This window comes from Spirosoma migulaei (genome assembly GCF_054776855.1).
In genome coordinates, this window is the sequence record NZ_BAAHBG010000002.1 from 364,263 (window position 1) to 380,808 (window position 16,546).

Here is a 16,546-nt window from a genome sequence, read left to right on the forward strand (position 1 = left end):
AGGGTCATACCAGCTAATGAATGATTAGCTATTAGCTAAATGCTTCCCATTTATTAATCTTAGACCATACAATGAAATCTATTTTCTTTTTTTGCTTACTGCTCACCTGTTGTAGTGCTTTTCAGATAGAAATACCGACTCAAACAGGAACCTACGATGTAGTTGTGTATGGAGGAACTCCCGGAGGGGTTATTGCTGCAGTGGCTGCTGCTCGCGAAGGCGCACATGTGTTGCTTATAGAACAAACCAAACATGTCGGTGGGCTAAATACCAGCGGTATCGGCACCTCCGAATCCGAACACATGATTGAGGAAACGTACTCAGGATTACCGCTGGAATTTTATGAACGGCTGGGTAAGCATTATGGTAAAAATGGGCCGGTGTTCTACTTCGAGTCGCATGTGGCCGAGAAAGTCTTTACCGATTTGCTACAGGAGGCAAAGGTGAAGGTTATGTACACCACCTTTATTAAGTCCGCCAAAAAACAGGGAACAGCCATTCAGTCGATAGCATTGACGAACGGCACGTCCGTAGCAGGGAACGTTTTCATTGATGCCACCTACGAAGGCGATTTACTGGCTCGGGTGGGTGTATCGCATACCCACGGCCGGGAAAGCCGGGAGCAGTATGGCGAATCGCTGGCTGGGGTGCGTTTCATTGATACCCCCATTGAAGCCGCTCCTTACGATGATGCCGGTAAGCTACTGCCGGGTTTTGTCGAACGAGCTACTTTAACCGAAGGGCAGGCCAGTGACCGGGTAATGAATTACAACTTTCGGTTGATGATGTCGACTAACGCAGACCGGCGACCGTTTCCCAAACCCGCTTCGTATAAACCCGAGCGCTATGTCTTATTAACCCGCTTGCTTAAAAATCATCCGGAAACGAAACTGGTTGATATTATTGACCTATATTCCTGGACCTACCCAAAAGGCAAGTTTGAGACGAACAATAAACAAAAGGCGGTGATTTCACTAGGACATTTTGGTGGGAATGTGGATTATCCAGATGCCAGTTACGCCCGACGAGAGGCTATTTACCAGGACCATAAATCCTGGACGCTCGGGCTGATGTACTACTTGGCCAACGATCCATCCGTCCCGGAAACCTTGCGTACCGAAACGGCGGGCTACGGCTTGAGTGCGGATGAATTTAAAGACAATGAAAACTTCCCGTACTACCTCTACGTTCGCGAGGCCCGGCGCATGGTTGGGGCGTATGTACAGACCCAAAAAGATATTCTTCAGGAACGTACAAAACCCGATGCCATCTGTTTAGGCTCTCACTGGATTGATAGTCACCATGTGCAACGGGTGGCTGTTTCGAAAACCCAGTTTGTGAACGAAGGGCGTATCTGGGAGCCAATCAGCCAGCCTTACGAAATCTCCTATCGGGCTATCACACCCAAGGCCACCGAGTGTACTAACCTGCTTGTGCCGGTATGTATATCGGCTTCGCACGTAGGCTTTTGCTCGCTCCGAGTCGAATCGACCTGGATGCAATTGGGCAACAGCGCAGGCATAGCCGCTGCTATGGCCGTAAAACAAAAGAAGGCTGTACAGAATTTAAATGCAGACGAGCTCAAGAAGGCGCTGGAGAAGAAGGGCGTCATTCTGAGTATCGATCACCAGGTATGGAACGGCAACCGGGACATGCCCAAAAAATCGTAGAATTAATTGAACCCAGAGCCGCAGAGAACACAGAACTTTATACACCTCTGTGTCCTCTGCGGCTCTGGGTTCAATTGAGTAGGCAGCACCACGCCGTTTCTTTCGGATTATGGAGATAAAGTAGTCTAACCATCGAAAAAATAACCATGAAGCGGTTTCTCATCGTTACGTTTCTTTTCATCAGTTCAATAGCGGCCGCTCAGGTCCGATTCGCCCGGCTATTCTCAGACCATGTCGTACTGCAACGTCAGCAACCAATTCCGGTCTGGGGCTGGGGTAAACCACGCGAAACGGTTCAGGTAACGCTGGCGGGCCAGACTCAACAGGGAAAAGCAGATGCCGCTGGAAAATGGCTGGTGAAATTTTTGCCGCTGGAAGCCGGTGGGCCGCATAAACTGGCCATTTCGGCAAAATCAGGGAAAGCTGAAGTAAATGATGTGCTGATTGGCGAGGTGTGGCTCTGCTCCGGTCAGTCTAACATGGAATGGCCAACGAAACAGGCTACTAATTTCCCCACTGAAAAGAAAAATGCCAACTATCCCCAAATTCGCCATTTTCGGGTTGACCACGAATTGGCATTAACGCCCCAAATAGACCTGAAAGCGGGCGACTGGAAAGTTTGCTCGTCCGAAACCGTCGGAGATTTTACGGCCATCGGGTTTTTCTTTGCCCGGGAGTTATACCAAAAATTGAACATACCTATTGGCCTTCTGCATTCATCCTGGGGTGGGTCGCAGGTGGAGGGCTGGATCAGTAAAGAAGGTATGCTCAGCAATGACGAACTTCGGTCGTATGCCCAGACTATGCCAACTACCTGGCAGGCCGCTGATAGTATTGTTGATGCCAAACTGCAACTCCAGCTTCTGGGAAAAGTAAACCCAACTGCCGCCGACGAGCAGAACTATCTGGCGACGGGCTATGATTTTTCCAGATGGAAGAAGGCGGATCCGTTTGGGCAGTGGGACTGGAAAGATATGCATGGGTTCCGTGGACAAGGCTACATGGCCAAACTTGTCGACATTCCGGACGATATGGCTGGCGTGCCAACGACGTTGGCATTGGCTGAAAATGACAGTCCCAATGAAATTTATATAAATGGTACCCGGATTGCGGAAGGTGTGTTGACCGGTGTACGAAAGATTGATATACCCGCCAATACCTGGAAGGCTGGCCCCAACCGGATCGTTATTAAGTTTGGCAATATGGTGAAGCCGGCCTGGTATGGGCTTGGGTTGATGGGCTCAGCAACCGATCTCTATGTAAAGAGTGCATCCCAGCAGGTCAGCCTGGCGGGCGAGTGGCAGCTTATGCCTGCTTTCGCTGAAAAGCATGAATACACCCGCTTCATGAACAACGTGGGTATCAGTATCTACAACGCCATGATTGCTCCGTTAATCCCATCTGCCATACGAGGTGTGCTTTGGTACCAGGGCGAAAGTAATGCCGGACGTGCGTATCAGTACCGGCAAACGTTTCCGCTACTGATTACCGACTGGCGTAAGAAGTGGAATCCAGATGGACGAAACCCGGATTTCTCTTTTTACTTCGTTCAGCTATCCAGCTATGGCGGTAATCAAAGCAGCAATCAGGGCAGCGGCTGGGCCGAACTTCGCGAGGCCCAAACCATGACCTTAAGCCTGCCCAAAACGGGAATGGCCGTTACGACCGATATTGGCAATCCAAAGGATATCCACCCAACAAATAAGCAGGATGTAGGCCATCGGTTGGCGGTAAATGCCTTAAAACTTGATTATGGTCAAGACATAAATTATAGCTCACCGCTTTACGAGTCGGCCAGCTTTGATGCCGGAAAAGCTATTGTTACGTTCAAACACACGGCTAATGGGTTGATGGTGAAAGATAAATACGGATACTTGAAAGGCTTTGAAATTGCGGGGGAGGACAAAGTTTTTCATTATGCCAAAGCTGAAATCAATGGCAACCGTGTCATTGTATCGCACCCGTCTGTTCAGAAACCCGTTGCGGTACGCTATGCCTGGACAGATGCCCCCGACGAGGCTAATCTGTTTAATTCGGAAGGTTTTCCGGCCAGCCCGTTTCGAACCGATTCCTGGCCTGCTGTGTCGAAGGATGTTCGCTTCAACTAAATGGAGCCTGGTGTTAAAAGATAAGTTGATAGCTGCCGTAATACTGGCTAGGCTACCCGAATTGGCGGCTGCTGATTTCAGGAATGGTTGCTGCCATTCCTGTTCTCCATTCTGGTTAAGCTTGAGGGTTTCCAGCGCGTGTATTGATTGTTGTTAGTGGATGACGTTGACGTCCGTCATTGTATCTCCTTGCTTAATGCACTCACCTTTGTAGATCAATTTCAGTATGGCGCATACCGTTACTGGTTATTCAAACGGATTTTAGGTTGATCGTAACTGCCACAAGCCAGACTGTTTATGTGAAAAGTTGATCTGAGGGTAAAATTAATTGGCCCGAAGTAATGCAGCCTTTAGCCTAAACAGGAATTCATATAGCCCGGGAAAGTAGCGCAGTGCCTACTTATGCTTTACTAAAATATCATCCACAATCTTAACATTCAGCCTATTATGACGCGATCTATATCTGGAATCAAGCAAATTGGGCAGCTATTATTTTCACGAATAGCGCCTGTAATTGGCGGGGGATTACTGTTTATACAACAGGGTTTCGCTCAGTATACGCCCGGAAATTTAGTTGTTCTTCAGGCGGGTACAGGAACGGGCTCGCTAGTCAATACGGGTAATCCAATTGTGCTTCGAGAGTTTACGCCTACCGGAACGGCAAGTACAGCGGTTACGGTCTCATCGTCTGGCGGTGACGCACTCATTATAAGTGGAAGTGCTGCTTCGGAAGGTCTCCTGGCCCGTTCGCAAGATGGTCGTTTACTCGTATTTGGGGGTTATGCGCAAACACTGCCAAACTCAACGCAACTGGCAAATGCAACGAGCGCTACCATTAACCGGGCAATAGGTACAGTTGATCCAGCAGGTACGTTCAGCCGGGTTGCAGTGAGCAATACCTTCCATTCGGCAAATAATATACGAGGAGCTGCTTCGGATGGGTTAACGAACTTCTGGTCTGCAGGAGGCAATGATGGGACCGATTATTTTGGTACGGGTACGGCCGCTACCGTCCAGAACGCCAAAGTTAATACGCGTGCAGTGGCTGTTTTTAACAGCAAACTTTACTTTTCAACCCAATCAAGTGCGGGTACATCCACATCACTAGGGATTTATCAGGTTGGTTCTGGGTTGCCCACCACGGCGGGGCAACCGATTTCATTGATTATCGACACGGGTACGGGATCGAATGCGGCAGGCTTTTATTTTAATCCTGCTGGTACGATTTGCTACATTGCCGATGGCCGAACAGTGGCGAATGGAGGAGGAATCCAGAAATGGACATTCAATGGCAGCGTATGGTCCTTAGCGTATACATTTGGAACAGGCGCTGGTTCCACCAATGGAGCCTTTGGTGTTGCTGCTGATTTCTCGGGTGCCAGCCCCGTGATTTATGCCACGACAACCGAAAGTACGGCGAACCGCCTGATAAAAGTCACGGATACGGGTTCAGACGCAACAGTTTCGTTAGTAACTACTGCCCCAGCCAACACAAGTTTTCGAGGGGTAGCTTTTGCTCCGGTAACGCCCCAGCCCGATCTTACCATAACGCTTGCCGCGCCAGCCGCGGGTATCGTTAATCAGCCATTCGATTATTCTGTAGTTGTTAGTAACCCAGGGAGTGCCAGTGCTTCAGGCATTAGCGCTCAGGTTGCTTTGCCAGCATCGGGCGCTACCTACACTACCGCCGTTGGAGCCAGTGGCTTTACGGCTAATGAGTCAGGAGGTATCGTTACATTTTCCAACGGTACGCTAAGCGCGGGAGGGAGCACCACCCTTACGGTTAGCGTCACACCTACCGTAACCGGCACGCTCGTAAGTGGTATCGCACAGGTTGATCCGTTAAACACCGTTTCTGAAAGCAACGAAGTCAACAACTCGGCTCAATCCGTTACCACCATTGTAGGGGCAGGTAACCAGCCGCCTACAGCTCCTGTGCTTGTCAATCAAGTAGGGAATGTTGGGGTACCCTTTATCTATACAATTCCGGCATTCACTGATCCTGAAAGCCAATCACTGACCTATGTAATTACCGGTGCACCCGGCGACTTAACGGTCGATAATGCTACCCGACTTATAAGTGGTACGCCTACAACTACGGGTATTTCAACCGTAACGGTGGTTGTTACAGATTCCGGTTCACTCTCTGCAACCGGTACATTCACCATTACTATCAACACCAATCAGCCACCGGTTGCCCCGTCAATTGCGAATCAGACTGCCACGGTTGGTACGGCGTTCAGCTTTACAGTACCGGCGTTTACAGATCCGGAAAGTCAGTCGTTAACCTACGCAATCTCGGGTGTGGGCAATGGACTGTCGGCTGATAACAACACCCGGATCATTAATGGCACACCTACGGCCAGTAGTGTACAGATGGTGACCGTTGTGGCCAGTGATCCAACGGGCCAAACGGCTACCGCTACATTTTCACTTTTAGTTAGTGCAACCCCGGCAGGGTTAATTCAGATTACGGAATACATGTATGCATCAACTAATGAGGGGGGATCTGGTGTTGGAGAATTCATTGAATTGACGAATGTGGGTAACGCGCCGATTGACCTGACCGGCTGGAGTTTCGATGATAACTCGCGGCAACCAGGATCGTTTACCGGAGTCAGCGCATTCGGTATTGTTCAGCCTAACGAATCGGTGATTATTACCGATGCCACCGCCGAGCAATTTCGGTCGTTCTGGTTTCTTCCCGCATCCGTCAAAGTAGTGGGCGAGAATAGTCAGAATCTGGGCCGAAGCGATGAGATCAATATCTACGATGCCAGTACTAATCTCGTAGCCCGACTTACGTTCAATGATCAGGGGACTAATCCATCGGGTACGGTCCGTACGCAGTTTGTAAGCGCCTGGCCACAGCGTAATTTATTGGGTCAAACGAATACGGGTGGTTGGCAGCTCTCCGTCGTCAATGATAGTCAGGATTCTTACATGGCTACTACCGGCGACGTAGGTAACCCTGGAGGTTACTTTATTCCCCTTAATCGGTCCGTTAGCATTAATGCCACAACTAACTCGGCCTATCTCAACTTATCCAGCAGCGGCCCTGCCTTTGTGAGTGGCGTACTGAATGACCCCACTGATCCAGCTAGTACTATTGGCCTAAATTTTACCCTAAGTGCCGCCACTAATCTGACCGTGACCGCCAGTAGTAGCAATGCCAGCGTCGTGACCGATGCCAATCTGAATTTGACCGGAACAGGAGCCAGCCGGAATCTCAAAATCACACCCAATGGGATTGGTTATACCACGATAACCCTCACTGTTAGTAGCAGTACCGCATCGGGTTCTTATGTACTTAATTATGCCGTTTCGGCGGCTTCAACTACGCCCGCATTGACCCGGTTCCATACTGGAGCTAGTGATGCCTCTACCGCTATCCGTGTCGATGCGGATTATATGCTGGTGGGCGATAGCGAAAACCAGGTTCTTCGACTTTACAATCGGCAGAACTCAGGCTTGCCGCTGGCCGGATTTGATTATAGCTCTTCACTAAATCTGACTGATCTGGCAGGTGGAGTACCTCGAGAAGTAGCTCTTGAGGCATCGGCTATAGCGGGGAAACGCATTTACTGGTTTGGCTCACAGAGTAACAAAGCAGGTGGAGGGGCACGACCGAACCGCGACCGGGTGTATGCTACGGATGTAACCCTAAATGGTGCTAATACGACCCTGGCTTATGTGAGCCGCTACGACTACCTACGGGAGGATATTGTTGCCTGGGATGTGAACAACAGTCATGGTAAAGGAGCAAACTATTACGGCTTACAGGCCAGCGCCGATGCCGCTACAGACCCGAAAGCTTCTTCTGGCTACAACATTGAAGGGGCTGAATTTGCGCCCGATGGTAGCACCGTTTATATCGGCTTCCGTGCCCCGCAGGTACCCTTGCCAGGCCGGACAAAGGCGTTGATCATTCCTGTCACAAATCTGGCTGGTATTTTGGCGTCTACGGGTGGAACGCTGGGTTCCGCTACCTTTGGCGCCCCCATTGAGCTGGATCTGGGTGGTCGCGGCATCCGGGAGATTCGAAAAAATGCGGCTAATCAGTACCTGATCATCGCCGGATCATCAGGTGGTGCTTCGAATACTCCGCCTGATGATTTCAGACTCTACACCTGGACGGGAGCAGCCACGGATGCACCGGTGCTTCGGGCCGATAACCTGGCTACGCTGGCGGTAGATGGAAGCTTTGAAGCGATTGTAGAGGTACCGGCTGATTTAACGGCAACTAGTCAAATTCAGTTACTTGTTGACAATGGAGATGCGGTTTATTACAACGATGCCACAATTGCCAAGGACTTACCGCAGGCCAATTTCAAGAAGTTTCGTAGCGAAGTGATTACCCTGGGTACAGCCCAGCAGCACGATCTGTCGCCCACGGTAGATTTGCCCCAAGCTAATTTTGACGTGAGTGGTCCTGATGCTACCCGCAACTTTATTGTCACGATTGGGGAAGTGGGCGGATTACCAACTACTGCGGGTACTATTGTCATTACCATGACCGCACCAGCTGGTTATACCGTTTCGTTTGATAATACCCTCACCAGCATCAATGTGACAGATGGGTCCAATAATCCGGTTACAGTGGCTAATACGAAGTGGACAGTTACGAGTAATGTGGCAGACCGCCAGTTGAGTTTGCGTATTAATAGTGGGCAGTTGATCGGAGCGGGTGGTCAGGCTGTATTAGGATTTAGCATAACCCGCACAACAGCCAATTCGGGTAGTGTTTCGAATATCATTGTTAATGTGCAGGACGACGGAGCAAACACTTACGACAGCAATTCTGCTAATAACGTGTATTCCCGAATTGTTACTGGACTGTAGCGGTGATAATCTGATGAGCTATTAATCAGGATTTAGACAGTCTATTTTATGTGTGTTGACCAGGGGACGAAAACTCTCTGTTAATGCTGTTCAGCAGATCGTCTTCTGTATACGGTTTTTTTAGGTAGCCCATTGCGCCTAATTCCAGCCCTCTTCGCTCGTCAATTGGCTCAGCCAGTGCTGAGATAAAATAGAACGGAAGATCCTGAAATTCAACCGTTCTTCGTATGCTGGTTAATACATCGTATCCACTTAGGCCTGGCATCAATACATCACAAAAAACCAGGTCCGGCTTACATTTGTGAATCAATTCCAGGCCCGTATTTCCTTCAGGGGCCGATAACACCCGGAAGCCCGCTAGTTCTAATAGTTCAACTGTACCCTCACGGATATCGGTATTGTCCTCAATGATAAGTAGGGTTCTCATAAACGCTAAGGAGAATGAATTAAACGTAATTATCACAGCATGATTGATCGTACTCACTAACGATGGTTCACTTGGCTACAAACGGTTTTTTAAGTAGTGTAGGTGTTACTCCAAACAGATTCTTTTGGTGCTATTGTGTTAATAACCAGCGTATATAGAGTCCATGATGCCCAAGGGGTCTATAAAAACTACGTTGGAAGACTATCAATAAATTTAGCTTATAAGGTATACGTTCACGTATAGAGCGTCTTGCTAGCCAAAGCTATACTTTGTTTAACTTTTATCCAATAATAAGGTGTTAAAAGTTAAACAAAGTATAGCTTTTTGGTTTTATATATATGAAAAACAACAAAATATTTATTTGAAGTCTCGGCAGTAATTTATGAACTAAGGTAACGAGCCTATGTAATACTGAAAATAGGATTTCATTATGTTTATATAAATAATATATAGGTTGCTATAAATTAAATATTGACCAATATTGGCTATGCACTTAATTCAAATCATACTGCTTCCGTCGATTCATTAACACATTTGTTGGCGCTCCTAGCAGAGCGTTTGTGAATCAACTGTTTATGCCGCTGTATCTGCAATGGCTATGATTGTCTACGCAGGCATGGGATCGACACTATAGTACACCCGATATGAACACTAACCTTAATCCTCTTCGACTTCCTCTGCCAGCGAAAGCTCTCAAAGTATACATTCGTAAACGTGGTAAACTTGATTTTCCGGTTGCAGATCTGATGTTCCTGCAAGCGATCAGTAATTATTGCTGGCTCCACTGGCAGAATGGGCAACGGATGCTCATGCCACGTACCTTGAAATATTACATGGACAGATTGCCCGACGATTGTTTTATTCGACTGCACCGCAATTGCATCGTTAACCTACAGTACATAAGGCGAATAGAGCGAACGAATACGGATAAAGGGGGTTTGGTATACCTGCAATCAGGGGCAATTCTCCCTATATCGCGCCGTCGGTGGCTTTCGTCCCATCAGTTGTTAGCAGCTCATTGCCTACCCACTGACTACTAACTCGGGCATGATTCAAGAGCCTGAATTAGTAGTCAGTGGGTCGCTTTAACAAACAACTTTGTCGTCTATCACGGAAGGAGGGTTCGTTAGCGGTCTAGCCTGTTTTCTTTACGATGCAGGCGTGTACTGATATCCAGTATACGGTAAAGCGGACAGGAACCCGATATGCCTGTTATTAATAGAACAAAGGATAAGCATATCAGCAGCCAGTTAAGCGGAAACGTTATCTCCTTAACAAACAGGATAATCATCAGACTCACGCCCACAACAAGACGGAGTACAATATCTACATTACCTAGGTTTGGTTTCATGGCCTTTGGATCTGGTTTATACGACCAAAAGTAAAAGGACCGTTCTAGTTGTAATATGATGAATATCAGGTCGTAAGATGATGATTTTTTGTTTTTTGCGTTAGTCTGTTTTATGCGTAATTAGCTACCCCGCATTCAGAAATTTCCCAACACATAACCGCTTCTTATCCTGGCACAGCGTATACTATTCCCGTTAGTAAGTCGGATCGTTGGTCTGCTTGAACGCCCGGTATCTCTAGGTCACACCGATGCCGCAGAGCGGGTTAAACGTGCCAGTAGCAGCGTATTCTTTCCGAGATAGGATGCATCTGGAATTTGTTTTACCTGAAGTATATTGGTGGTTGTTTTCTAGGTCGAAAAAAGGTTTTTTTGTTGACCTGCTTGCAAGAAGGTAACTTTCAGAAGTGCTACCCTATTAACTCAGACATACTGAACTGTACGTTGCTTAAAACCTTACTACTGGTTTCTATTAACCTCTTTGCTGTCGTCTATGCAATAGGTCAGCCGTTTATCTGTCGGCAGTTTTCGGCGAATGATGGGCTTCCTTCCTCGTATTGTTTTACCGCACTTCAGGATCACGATGGCTACTTGTGGGTAGGTACATATGGGGGCGTGGGGCGCTTTGATGGGACGACGTTCAAAAATTTCACTGTTAACAATGGGTTAGTCAATAACCAGGCTATAAGTCTTTATCAGGATAAAGATCATACTATCTGGATTGGCACTTTCAACGGCATTAACAGCTGGAAACATGGCCATTTTCGAACCATAACGACTGTTGGAAACATACCTATTGAACGCGTCTACACGATTACACAAACCAGGGATGGACGTATCTGGGCTACCAGTGATCAGGGCTTACTGGTGTTCGACAACCCCGACGCAGTTCCCAGGCTCTACCAACTCGATGTGCATAACCAACCCGTTAGGCACCTTTGGGGTGTCTGCCAGACGCCTTCGGGGCAGTTGCTGGTTAGTAATACAGACCATCTTTTTCTGTTCGATAAAAACCGGTTTGTCGAAATAAACTACCCCAGCGGCCAACCGGTTGAAGCTCGATGCCTTGTACGAGTAGGCGAGCAGATGTTGATCGGGACTTATGAGCAAGGTGTGCTTGAATACAAATCGGGAACGGTTCACCCGATCTATTCGGAGATACTGCCCGCTAACCTACGCGTCTTTAACATATTGACGGATAAGCGACATCGGTTGTGGCTGGCTACCAACCAGGGTGCTATTTGTATTGATAAAGGTAACGTCACGACCCTAAACACGAAAAATTACCTGCCCAGTGATAAATGCCTGGGTATCTGTACCGATGCTGAGGGTACGATCTGGCTTACATCGCCCGAAGGATTAATTCAATGCAAAGAGCGGTTTATAGATGTTTTTACCAAAGCAGATGGATTATTGAACGATGAGATCTATTCGCTTGGTAAAGACAAACAAGGTGTCATCTATTTTGGTGGCAGCAACGGGGCCTTTTCCGCTTACCGACGTGGCACCTTCTTTCAACCTTTTCCCGCTTTTAACGCAACCAAAACCAGTGGCCTCCCCATCCATTTTACAAAGTTCGATCATAACGGAAATTTATGGGTTTCCTGTGATGTCGATGGCGTTTATAAAATCAGCGCTGGCCGAATCGGGAAACTAACGGCCACGGGTAAATTCTGTTCCGCTTTTCTTGAAGATACCCTACACGACGCCATTTGGATGGGTAATCGAGAGAAACTCTTCCGCTTTCAACGAGACCAGTGGATAACCTATACGCCACCACCCGCTATGGCAGTGGATGATATTCTGGCCCTGTATCAGGACAAACAAAGCCGTTTATGGATAGGTACGTACGGTTTACGGCTATTTGACGGTAAACGATGGACAGACCTGTCTAAAAAGACGAATACAGAAAACGTATTCATTCAATCCATCAAAGCAGATGCAGCGGGCGCTATCTGGGTGGGAACCATTGGGAAGGGGATCCGAAAAATCCGGGTGGATGACAAGGGGGCTATCGTTTCGGTCGAAACCATCTCCATGCGCCAGGGCCTCCAGAACGACAGCGTACTCGATATGGAATTTGACAACGAAGGACAACTATGGGTAGGGTCTTTTGGCGGCATTATGCGTATTGATCTGAAGCGACCAAAAGAGAAAGGACAATATGTGTCCCGAATCTTTAACCGGAATAGTGGCATTCTGGACAATACCTGGCAGGTGGTCTCCTTTCTGAAAGACGATGTCGGCAATATTTGGGCGGGCACCTCAAAAGGAGCCATGCGGTTTGTTATACAAGACATTCCGACGAACACAATTAGCCCGCCGGTTCATATTGTTTCGGCCCAACGTTTACAAAACACACATGAGTCATCAACCCAGGGGCAGACTGTTGCGGCTGATGCGGTGTTGCCGTATTACCAGAATGCCCTCAATTTTCAATTTGTTGGGATCAGTTTGAGCGATCCTGCCGGTATCCGGTATACGTACAAGCTCGATGGATTGCCAGAAGCCAGTTGGTCCGCGTTTTCGAATCAGAACAGTATTAATTTTAACAACCTGGCACCTAACACGTATACGCTGCACGTAAAGGCCATCAACGCAGATGGTATAGAAAGCCGAAAGGAGGCAGCATTCACCTTTGTGATCACTCCTCCATTCTGGAAAACCTGGTGGTTTCGAGTCCTGGTTGTGCTGGCCATTGGCAGTGCTATAGTGGCAGCCGTTCAGTTCAGAATCCGTTTCCTGAACGAAAAGCACAAAACGGCTTTACAAATCAGCGAGTGGAAACTGAAAGCCCTCCAAAGCCAGATGAATCCGCATTTTATATTCAACTCGCTCAATTCAATCCAGAACTTTATTATCACGAACAAACCGATTGAAGGGGTTAAGTACCTGTCGAAATTTTCCAAACTGGTCAGGAAGATTTTAGATAATTCCAATTATCAGCAAATGAAACTGGAGCGGGTTATTGAAACCCTACAAATGTATGTTGAACTGGAGGCTATGCGGTTTAATCAGGAGTTCAGTTACCAATTCGTTATCGCCGATGATGAGGTGCTGTATGACACGCTGTTGCCACCTATGTTGTTCCAGCCTTTTGTTGAAAATGCCATATGGCATGGATTGATGCCCAAAAAGGGCGATAAATTACTGCTGATTCAGGTTGAAAAACAGGCGGATACACTGCTTTGCGTTATTGATGATAATGGCGTAGGACGAGGGAACAGTCAAAAAAAAGAAGGACATACCTCTCGGGGAGAATCCATCACGAAAGACACCTTTGAGGCTTTTAACCAACAACTGGGAAAAGAAGCTACACTAACCATTATTGATAAAGTAGCACCATTAACCGGCACCCGTGTCGAAATCCGAATTCCGCTATAGGTTGGACTGATGGGGCATACGGATTGGCTTATTTGTCCAGGTGTAACGCTGTCAGTCTTGTCGAGTATGTGTATATTCGTAGAAATAAGAATAATCTCTTTCGTTGTCGTATGTCTGGCGAGGAAGTCCTATTTTTCTATTTTGGGGCCGTTAGTGCCATCTGGCTACTAAACGCCGTTCGATGGAGTTTTTCACCAAGCTGGATTGATGGCCTATTTACGTTGCTGGTGCTTATCTCGTTTGCCCAGTCGATCTATTTTGCCTTATTTGCCGAAACCGTTCCCTTACCTAAAGCGGGCTATTTGATTATTCATAGTCTCCACCGAGGACTTATAAAAATCATTTTTCTGGAGTTGATCTACTTGCTCTTTAACGGGGCCAACTGGTCATCTTTAGCCCAAAGAAGGTGGCGCTGGGGACAAGTTGGTTTGACAATCTGCATGCTGATCAATGTAGGGCTATTTTCGTTGTCAGATGAAAATTGGTATCGGTCCGTGGCAGGCCATATCGTTTCAGGAATGTACTGGTGCCTGATGATCGGAATCAGTGTGATGGGTATAGGTATCGCTGCCAGACGAAAGGATGCCATCGGAAAGACATTTATTATGGGCAGTGTTTTTATGCTGCTCAGTGAGTTGAATGTGTTGATATACGCTTTGCTGCATCGATGGCCTTTCCCGGACAATGTGGTGTCGATCGACCTGCAAAGGCAGCTACTGTGGGGAGAGCGTATTCTTGAGTTACTCAGCTTTTCGCTTTGCCTGGTATTCTACCAACGATATGTGGCCGTTGCAAAGGCGGTAGAACAAACGCAGCTAGCCGAACAAATTAAGCAGGAGCGCCTGGAGGCTGAACTGGCAATGCAGCGATTAGAGCAGGAAAAAACCAATGTTCAGCTTCGTGCTTTGCAGGCTCAGGTCAACCCACACTTTCTGTTCAACAGCCTAAACTCGTTATCTGCCTTAATCGACGACGATCAGGGGAGGGCCAGTCATTTTGTGGATCAGCTTAGTCAGGTTTATCGCTACCTTCTACGAACGAGTAACCAGGCGCTAACGACACTAGCCAGCGAACTCGACTTTATTGAGTCGTATTATCATCTGCTTAAAACCCGTCATGGTAGTGGGTTAACGCTAACGGTCCAGGTCAATCCTGCTTACCAGGCTAAACTTCTGCCTCCGTTTACCCTTCAGCTATTGGTTGAGAATGCCGTGAAGCACAACATCGTGCTGGCCAATGAGCCTTTACGGATCAACATTGTTACGGATGATGCCGGGTATTTGGTGGTGAGTAATAATCTTCAGCGTAAGCGTGCACCCGTATTGTCAAATGGAGTAGGGCTATCAACCATTCTTGCCCAATACCAAAAGCTTGATCAGCTTCCTCCGGATATTATTGAAGGAGAAGGCCGATTTACCGTTCGGCTACCGCTCATTGAATCGTTAAGCGAATTGGCTCCGCAACAGTAACCCAGAAGCAGCTATCTTAGGCGCTTAATCTTATTTCTGGAACTAAACGCAGGAAATGCAAGCCAATGGCACGTTCGGTAGCGATCTTATTGTTTGATGAAATTGAAGTGCTCGACTTTGCCGGACCATTCGAGGTGTTCGGGGTAACGGGTCGGCAGAGTGGGCAAACGCGTTTTTCGGAGCCGCCGTTTCGCGTGTTTACGGTAGCCGAACGCGGACCGGTTTATGCCCGTAACGGCCTGTGCATTACACCAACCTATCTGCTCAATGATCACCCGCAGGCCGACGTATTGGTGGTGCCGGGTGGCGGTGGCATTCATCCCGATGGTACGCGCTACGGCTCCCGACGGGAGATGAACAACCCGGTCGTGCTGGCCTGGGTGAAGCGACAGGCCGAAAAGGCCGAACTGGTTCTGTCGGTTTGTACAGGGGCATTTATTCTGGGGAAAGCGGGTCTGCTGGATGGTCTGGCTGCCACAACGCACTACAAGGCCCTGGACGGCATGCGTGAAGCCGCCCCTAAAACGGAGCTACGACCCGTTGAACGCTGGGTGGATAACGGAAAGATCATCACCTCGGCGGGGATTTCGGCCGGTATTGACGCGTCGTTGTATGTAGTTAGCGAATTGCATGGTCCGGCAGAGGCTACCGAAACCGCGCGTTATATGCAGTACGACTACTGGGCGTGATCGCTATAACGCGCGGTTTTCGCTTATTTCTTGACTTTGGGGGTTAACCCTGGGGGCATTATACCCGCTTCGTTCTGTTCGTACTTGGGAACTTTAGGCGCGCCATGCACCTTGGGCGCTTTCGTGGCTACTTTCTTGATATTCTTGTTCTTCTTTTCCTCGTGTGCCATACTCGTGGGGTTTCCTATACAACACCAGCCAGACAAAAACGCTTTATTTAATTTAGCCGCGTTCCAATACGGAACGTGACAAGCTGTTAGCCTACCGCTTCAACGCTGGCTCAAGCGCAGGTAGTTATTTACATAGAAAGTAAAAGACGTAGTAAGTAGACCGGTTCAATAAGGTGCGGGATAGCTTATAAAAGCATTAGGAAATCTACAGAATTAAGCACAAAAAAGCCGCTAGATGTGAATCTAGCGGCTTTTTTGTGTAGCCCGAGAAGGATTCGAACCTCCACAAACAGAACCAAAATCTGTCGTACTACCCTTATACTATCGGGCTGTTTTGCAATTGCGAGTGCAAAGATAACCGATGATGGGCGTTAAAAACAAATAGTGGGTTAAAAAAAGTAGCTTTTTTGTTCGAACAAATCCCTTACCCGCTGATTTA

The 16,546-nt window shown here is 47.9% G+C and carries 10 protein-coding genes and 1 tRNA gene; 7 read left to right on the top strand and 4 right to left on the bottom strand.

Annotated features, from left to right (window positions below; translation table 11 throughout):
- Positions 1–71: 71 nt before the first annotated feature.
- The 3 genes from ACYVGO_RS02630 (at position 72) to ACYVGO_RS02640 (ending at position 8,620) form a co-directional block, all read left to right on the top strand.
- Positions 72–1,670 carry an FAD-dependent oxidoreductase gene (locus ACYVGO_RS02630; protein ID WP_460967375.1) on the top strand — a complete coding sequence of 533 codons (1,599 nt, stop codon included), beginning with the start codon at positions 72–74 and terminating at the stop codon, positions 1,668–1,670.
- Between the two features lie 146 nt (positions 1,671–1,816).
- Positions 1,817–3,778 (top strand): sialate O-acetylesterase, encoded by a 1,962-nt coding sequence (locus ACYVGO_RS02635; protein ID WP_460967377.1) that lies wholly within the window; start codon positions 1,817–1,819, stop codon positions 3,776–3,778.
- 447 nt (positions 3,779–4,225) lie between these two features.
- On the top strand, positions 4,226–8,620 hold the full coding sequence (locus tag ACYVGO_RS02640; RefSeq protein WP_460967379.1) for a beta strand repeat-containing protein: 4,395 nt from the start codon (positions 4,226–4,228) through the stop codon (positions 8,618–8,620).
- A 46-nt stretch (positions 8,621–8,666) separates the two neighbouring features.
- Here the strand turns inward: ACYVGO_RS02640 and ACYVGO_RS02645 are convergent, their stop codons facing one another.
- Positions 8,667–9,047: a response regulator gene (locus ACYVGO_RS02645; protein ID WP_142770299.1), complete on the bottom strand. Its 381-nt coding sequence runs from the start codon at positions 9,045–9,047 to the stop codon at positions 8,667–8,669.
- A gap of 644 nt (positions 9,048–9,691) precedes the next feature.
- Between ACYVGO_RS02645 and ACYVGO_RS02650 the strand changes: the two genes are divergently transcribed.
- Positions 9,692–10,087 carry a LytR/AlgR family response regulator transcription factor gene (locus ACYVGO_RS02650; protein ID WP_142770300.1) on the top strand — a complete coding sequence of 132 codons (396 nt, stop codon included), beginning with the start codon at positions 9,692–9,694 and terminating at the stop codon, positions 10,085–10,087.
- 86 nt (positions 10,088–10,173) lie between these two features.
- Here the strand turns inward: ACYVGO_RS02650 and ACYVGO_RS02655 are convergent, their stop codons facing one another.
- On the bottom strand, positions 10,174–10,398 hold the full coding sequence (locus ACYVGO_RS02655) for a YgaP family membrane protein (RefSeq protein WP_142770301.1): 225 nt from the start codon (positions 10,396–10,398) through the stop codon (positions 10,174–10,176).
- A gap of 441 nt (positions 10,399–10,839) precedes the next feature.
- Between ACYVGO_RS02655 and ACYVGO_RS02660 the strand changes: the two genes are divergently transcribed.
- The 3 genes from ACYVGO_RS02660 to ACYVGO_RS02670 all read left to right on the top strand — a co-directional run bounded on the left by ACYVGO_RS02660 (position 10,840) and on the right by ACYVGO_RS02670 (position 15,937).
- Positions 10,840–13,779 carry a ligand-binding sensor domain-containing protein gene (locus ACYVGO_RS02660; protein ID WP_460967381.1) on the top strand — a complete coding sequence of 980 codons (2,940 nt, stop codon included), beginning with the start codon at positions 10,840–10,842 and terminating at the stop codon, positions 13,777–13,779.
- 110 nt (positions 13,780–13,889) lie between these two features.
- Positions 13,890–15,248 (top strand): sensor histidine kinase, encoded by a 1,359-nt coding sequence (locus ACYVGO_RS02665; protein WP_460967383.1) that lies wholly within the window; start codon positions 13,890–13,892, stop codon positions 15,246–15,248.
- A 65-nt stretch (positions 15,249–15,313) separates the two neighbouring features.
- Entirely contained in the window at positions 15,314–15,937 is a 624-nt protein-coding gene (locus ACYVGO_RS02670; protein WP_460967384.1) for a DJ-1/PfpI family protein, read from the top strand.
- Between the two features lie 23 nt (positions 15,938–15,960).
- On the opposite strand, the gene ACYVGO_RS02675 is transcribed toward ACYVGO_RS02670, so the two are convergent.
- Positions 15,961–16,107 carry a hypothetical protein gene (locus tag ACYVGO_RS02675; protein ID WP_168207721.1) on the bottom strand — a complete coding sequence of 49 codons (147 nt, stop codon included), beginning with the start codon at positions 16,105–16,107 and terminating at the stop codon, positions 15,961–15,963.
- Between the two features lie 260 nt (positions 16,108–16,367).
- Positions 16,368–16,438, bottom strand: a tRNA-Gln gene (locus ACYVGO_RS02680).
- Positions 16,439–16,546 lie beyond the last annotated feature (108 nt).

Coding starts and splice junctions, on each gene's coding strand:
- ACYVGO_RS02630 (WP_460967375.1), top strand. CDS start 72: ATGAAATCTATTTTCTTTTTTTGCTTACTGCTCACCTGTTGTAGTGCT.
- ACYVGO_RS02635 (WP_460967377.1), top strand. CDS start 1,817: ATGAAGCGGTTTCTCATCGTTACGTTTCTTTTCATCAGTTCAATAGCG.
- ACYVGO_RS02640 (WP_460967379.1), top strand. CDS start 4,226: ATGACGCGATCTATATCTGGAATCAAGCAAATTGGGCAGCTATTATTT.
- ACYVGO_RS02645 (WP_142770299.1), bottom strand. CDS start 9,047: ATGAGAACCCTACTTATCATTGAGGACAATACCGATATCCGTGAGGGT.
- ACYVGO_RS02650 (WP_142770300.1), top strand. CDS start 9,692: ATGAACACTAACCTTAATCCTCTTCGACTTCCTCTGCCAGCGAAAGCT.
- ACYVGO_RS02655 (WP_142770301.1), bottom strand. CDS start 10,398: ATGAAACCAAACCTAGGTAATGTAGATATTGTACTCCGTCTTGTTGTG.
- ACYVGO_RS02665 (WP_460967383.1), top strand. CDS start 13,890: ATGTCTGGCGAGGAAGTCCTATTTTTCTATTTTGGGGCCGTTAGTGCC.
- ACYVGO_RS02670 (WP_460967384.1), top strand. CDS start 15,314: ATGGCACGTTCGGTAGCGATCTTATTGTTTGATGAAATTGAAGTGCTC.
- ACYVGO_RS02675 (WP_168207721.1), bottom strand. CDS start 16,107: ATGGCACACGAGGAAAAGAAGAACAAGAATATCAAGAAAGTAGCCACG.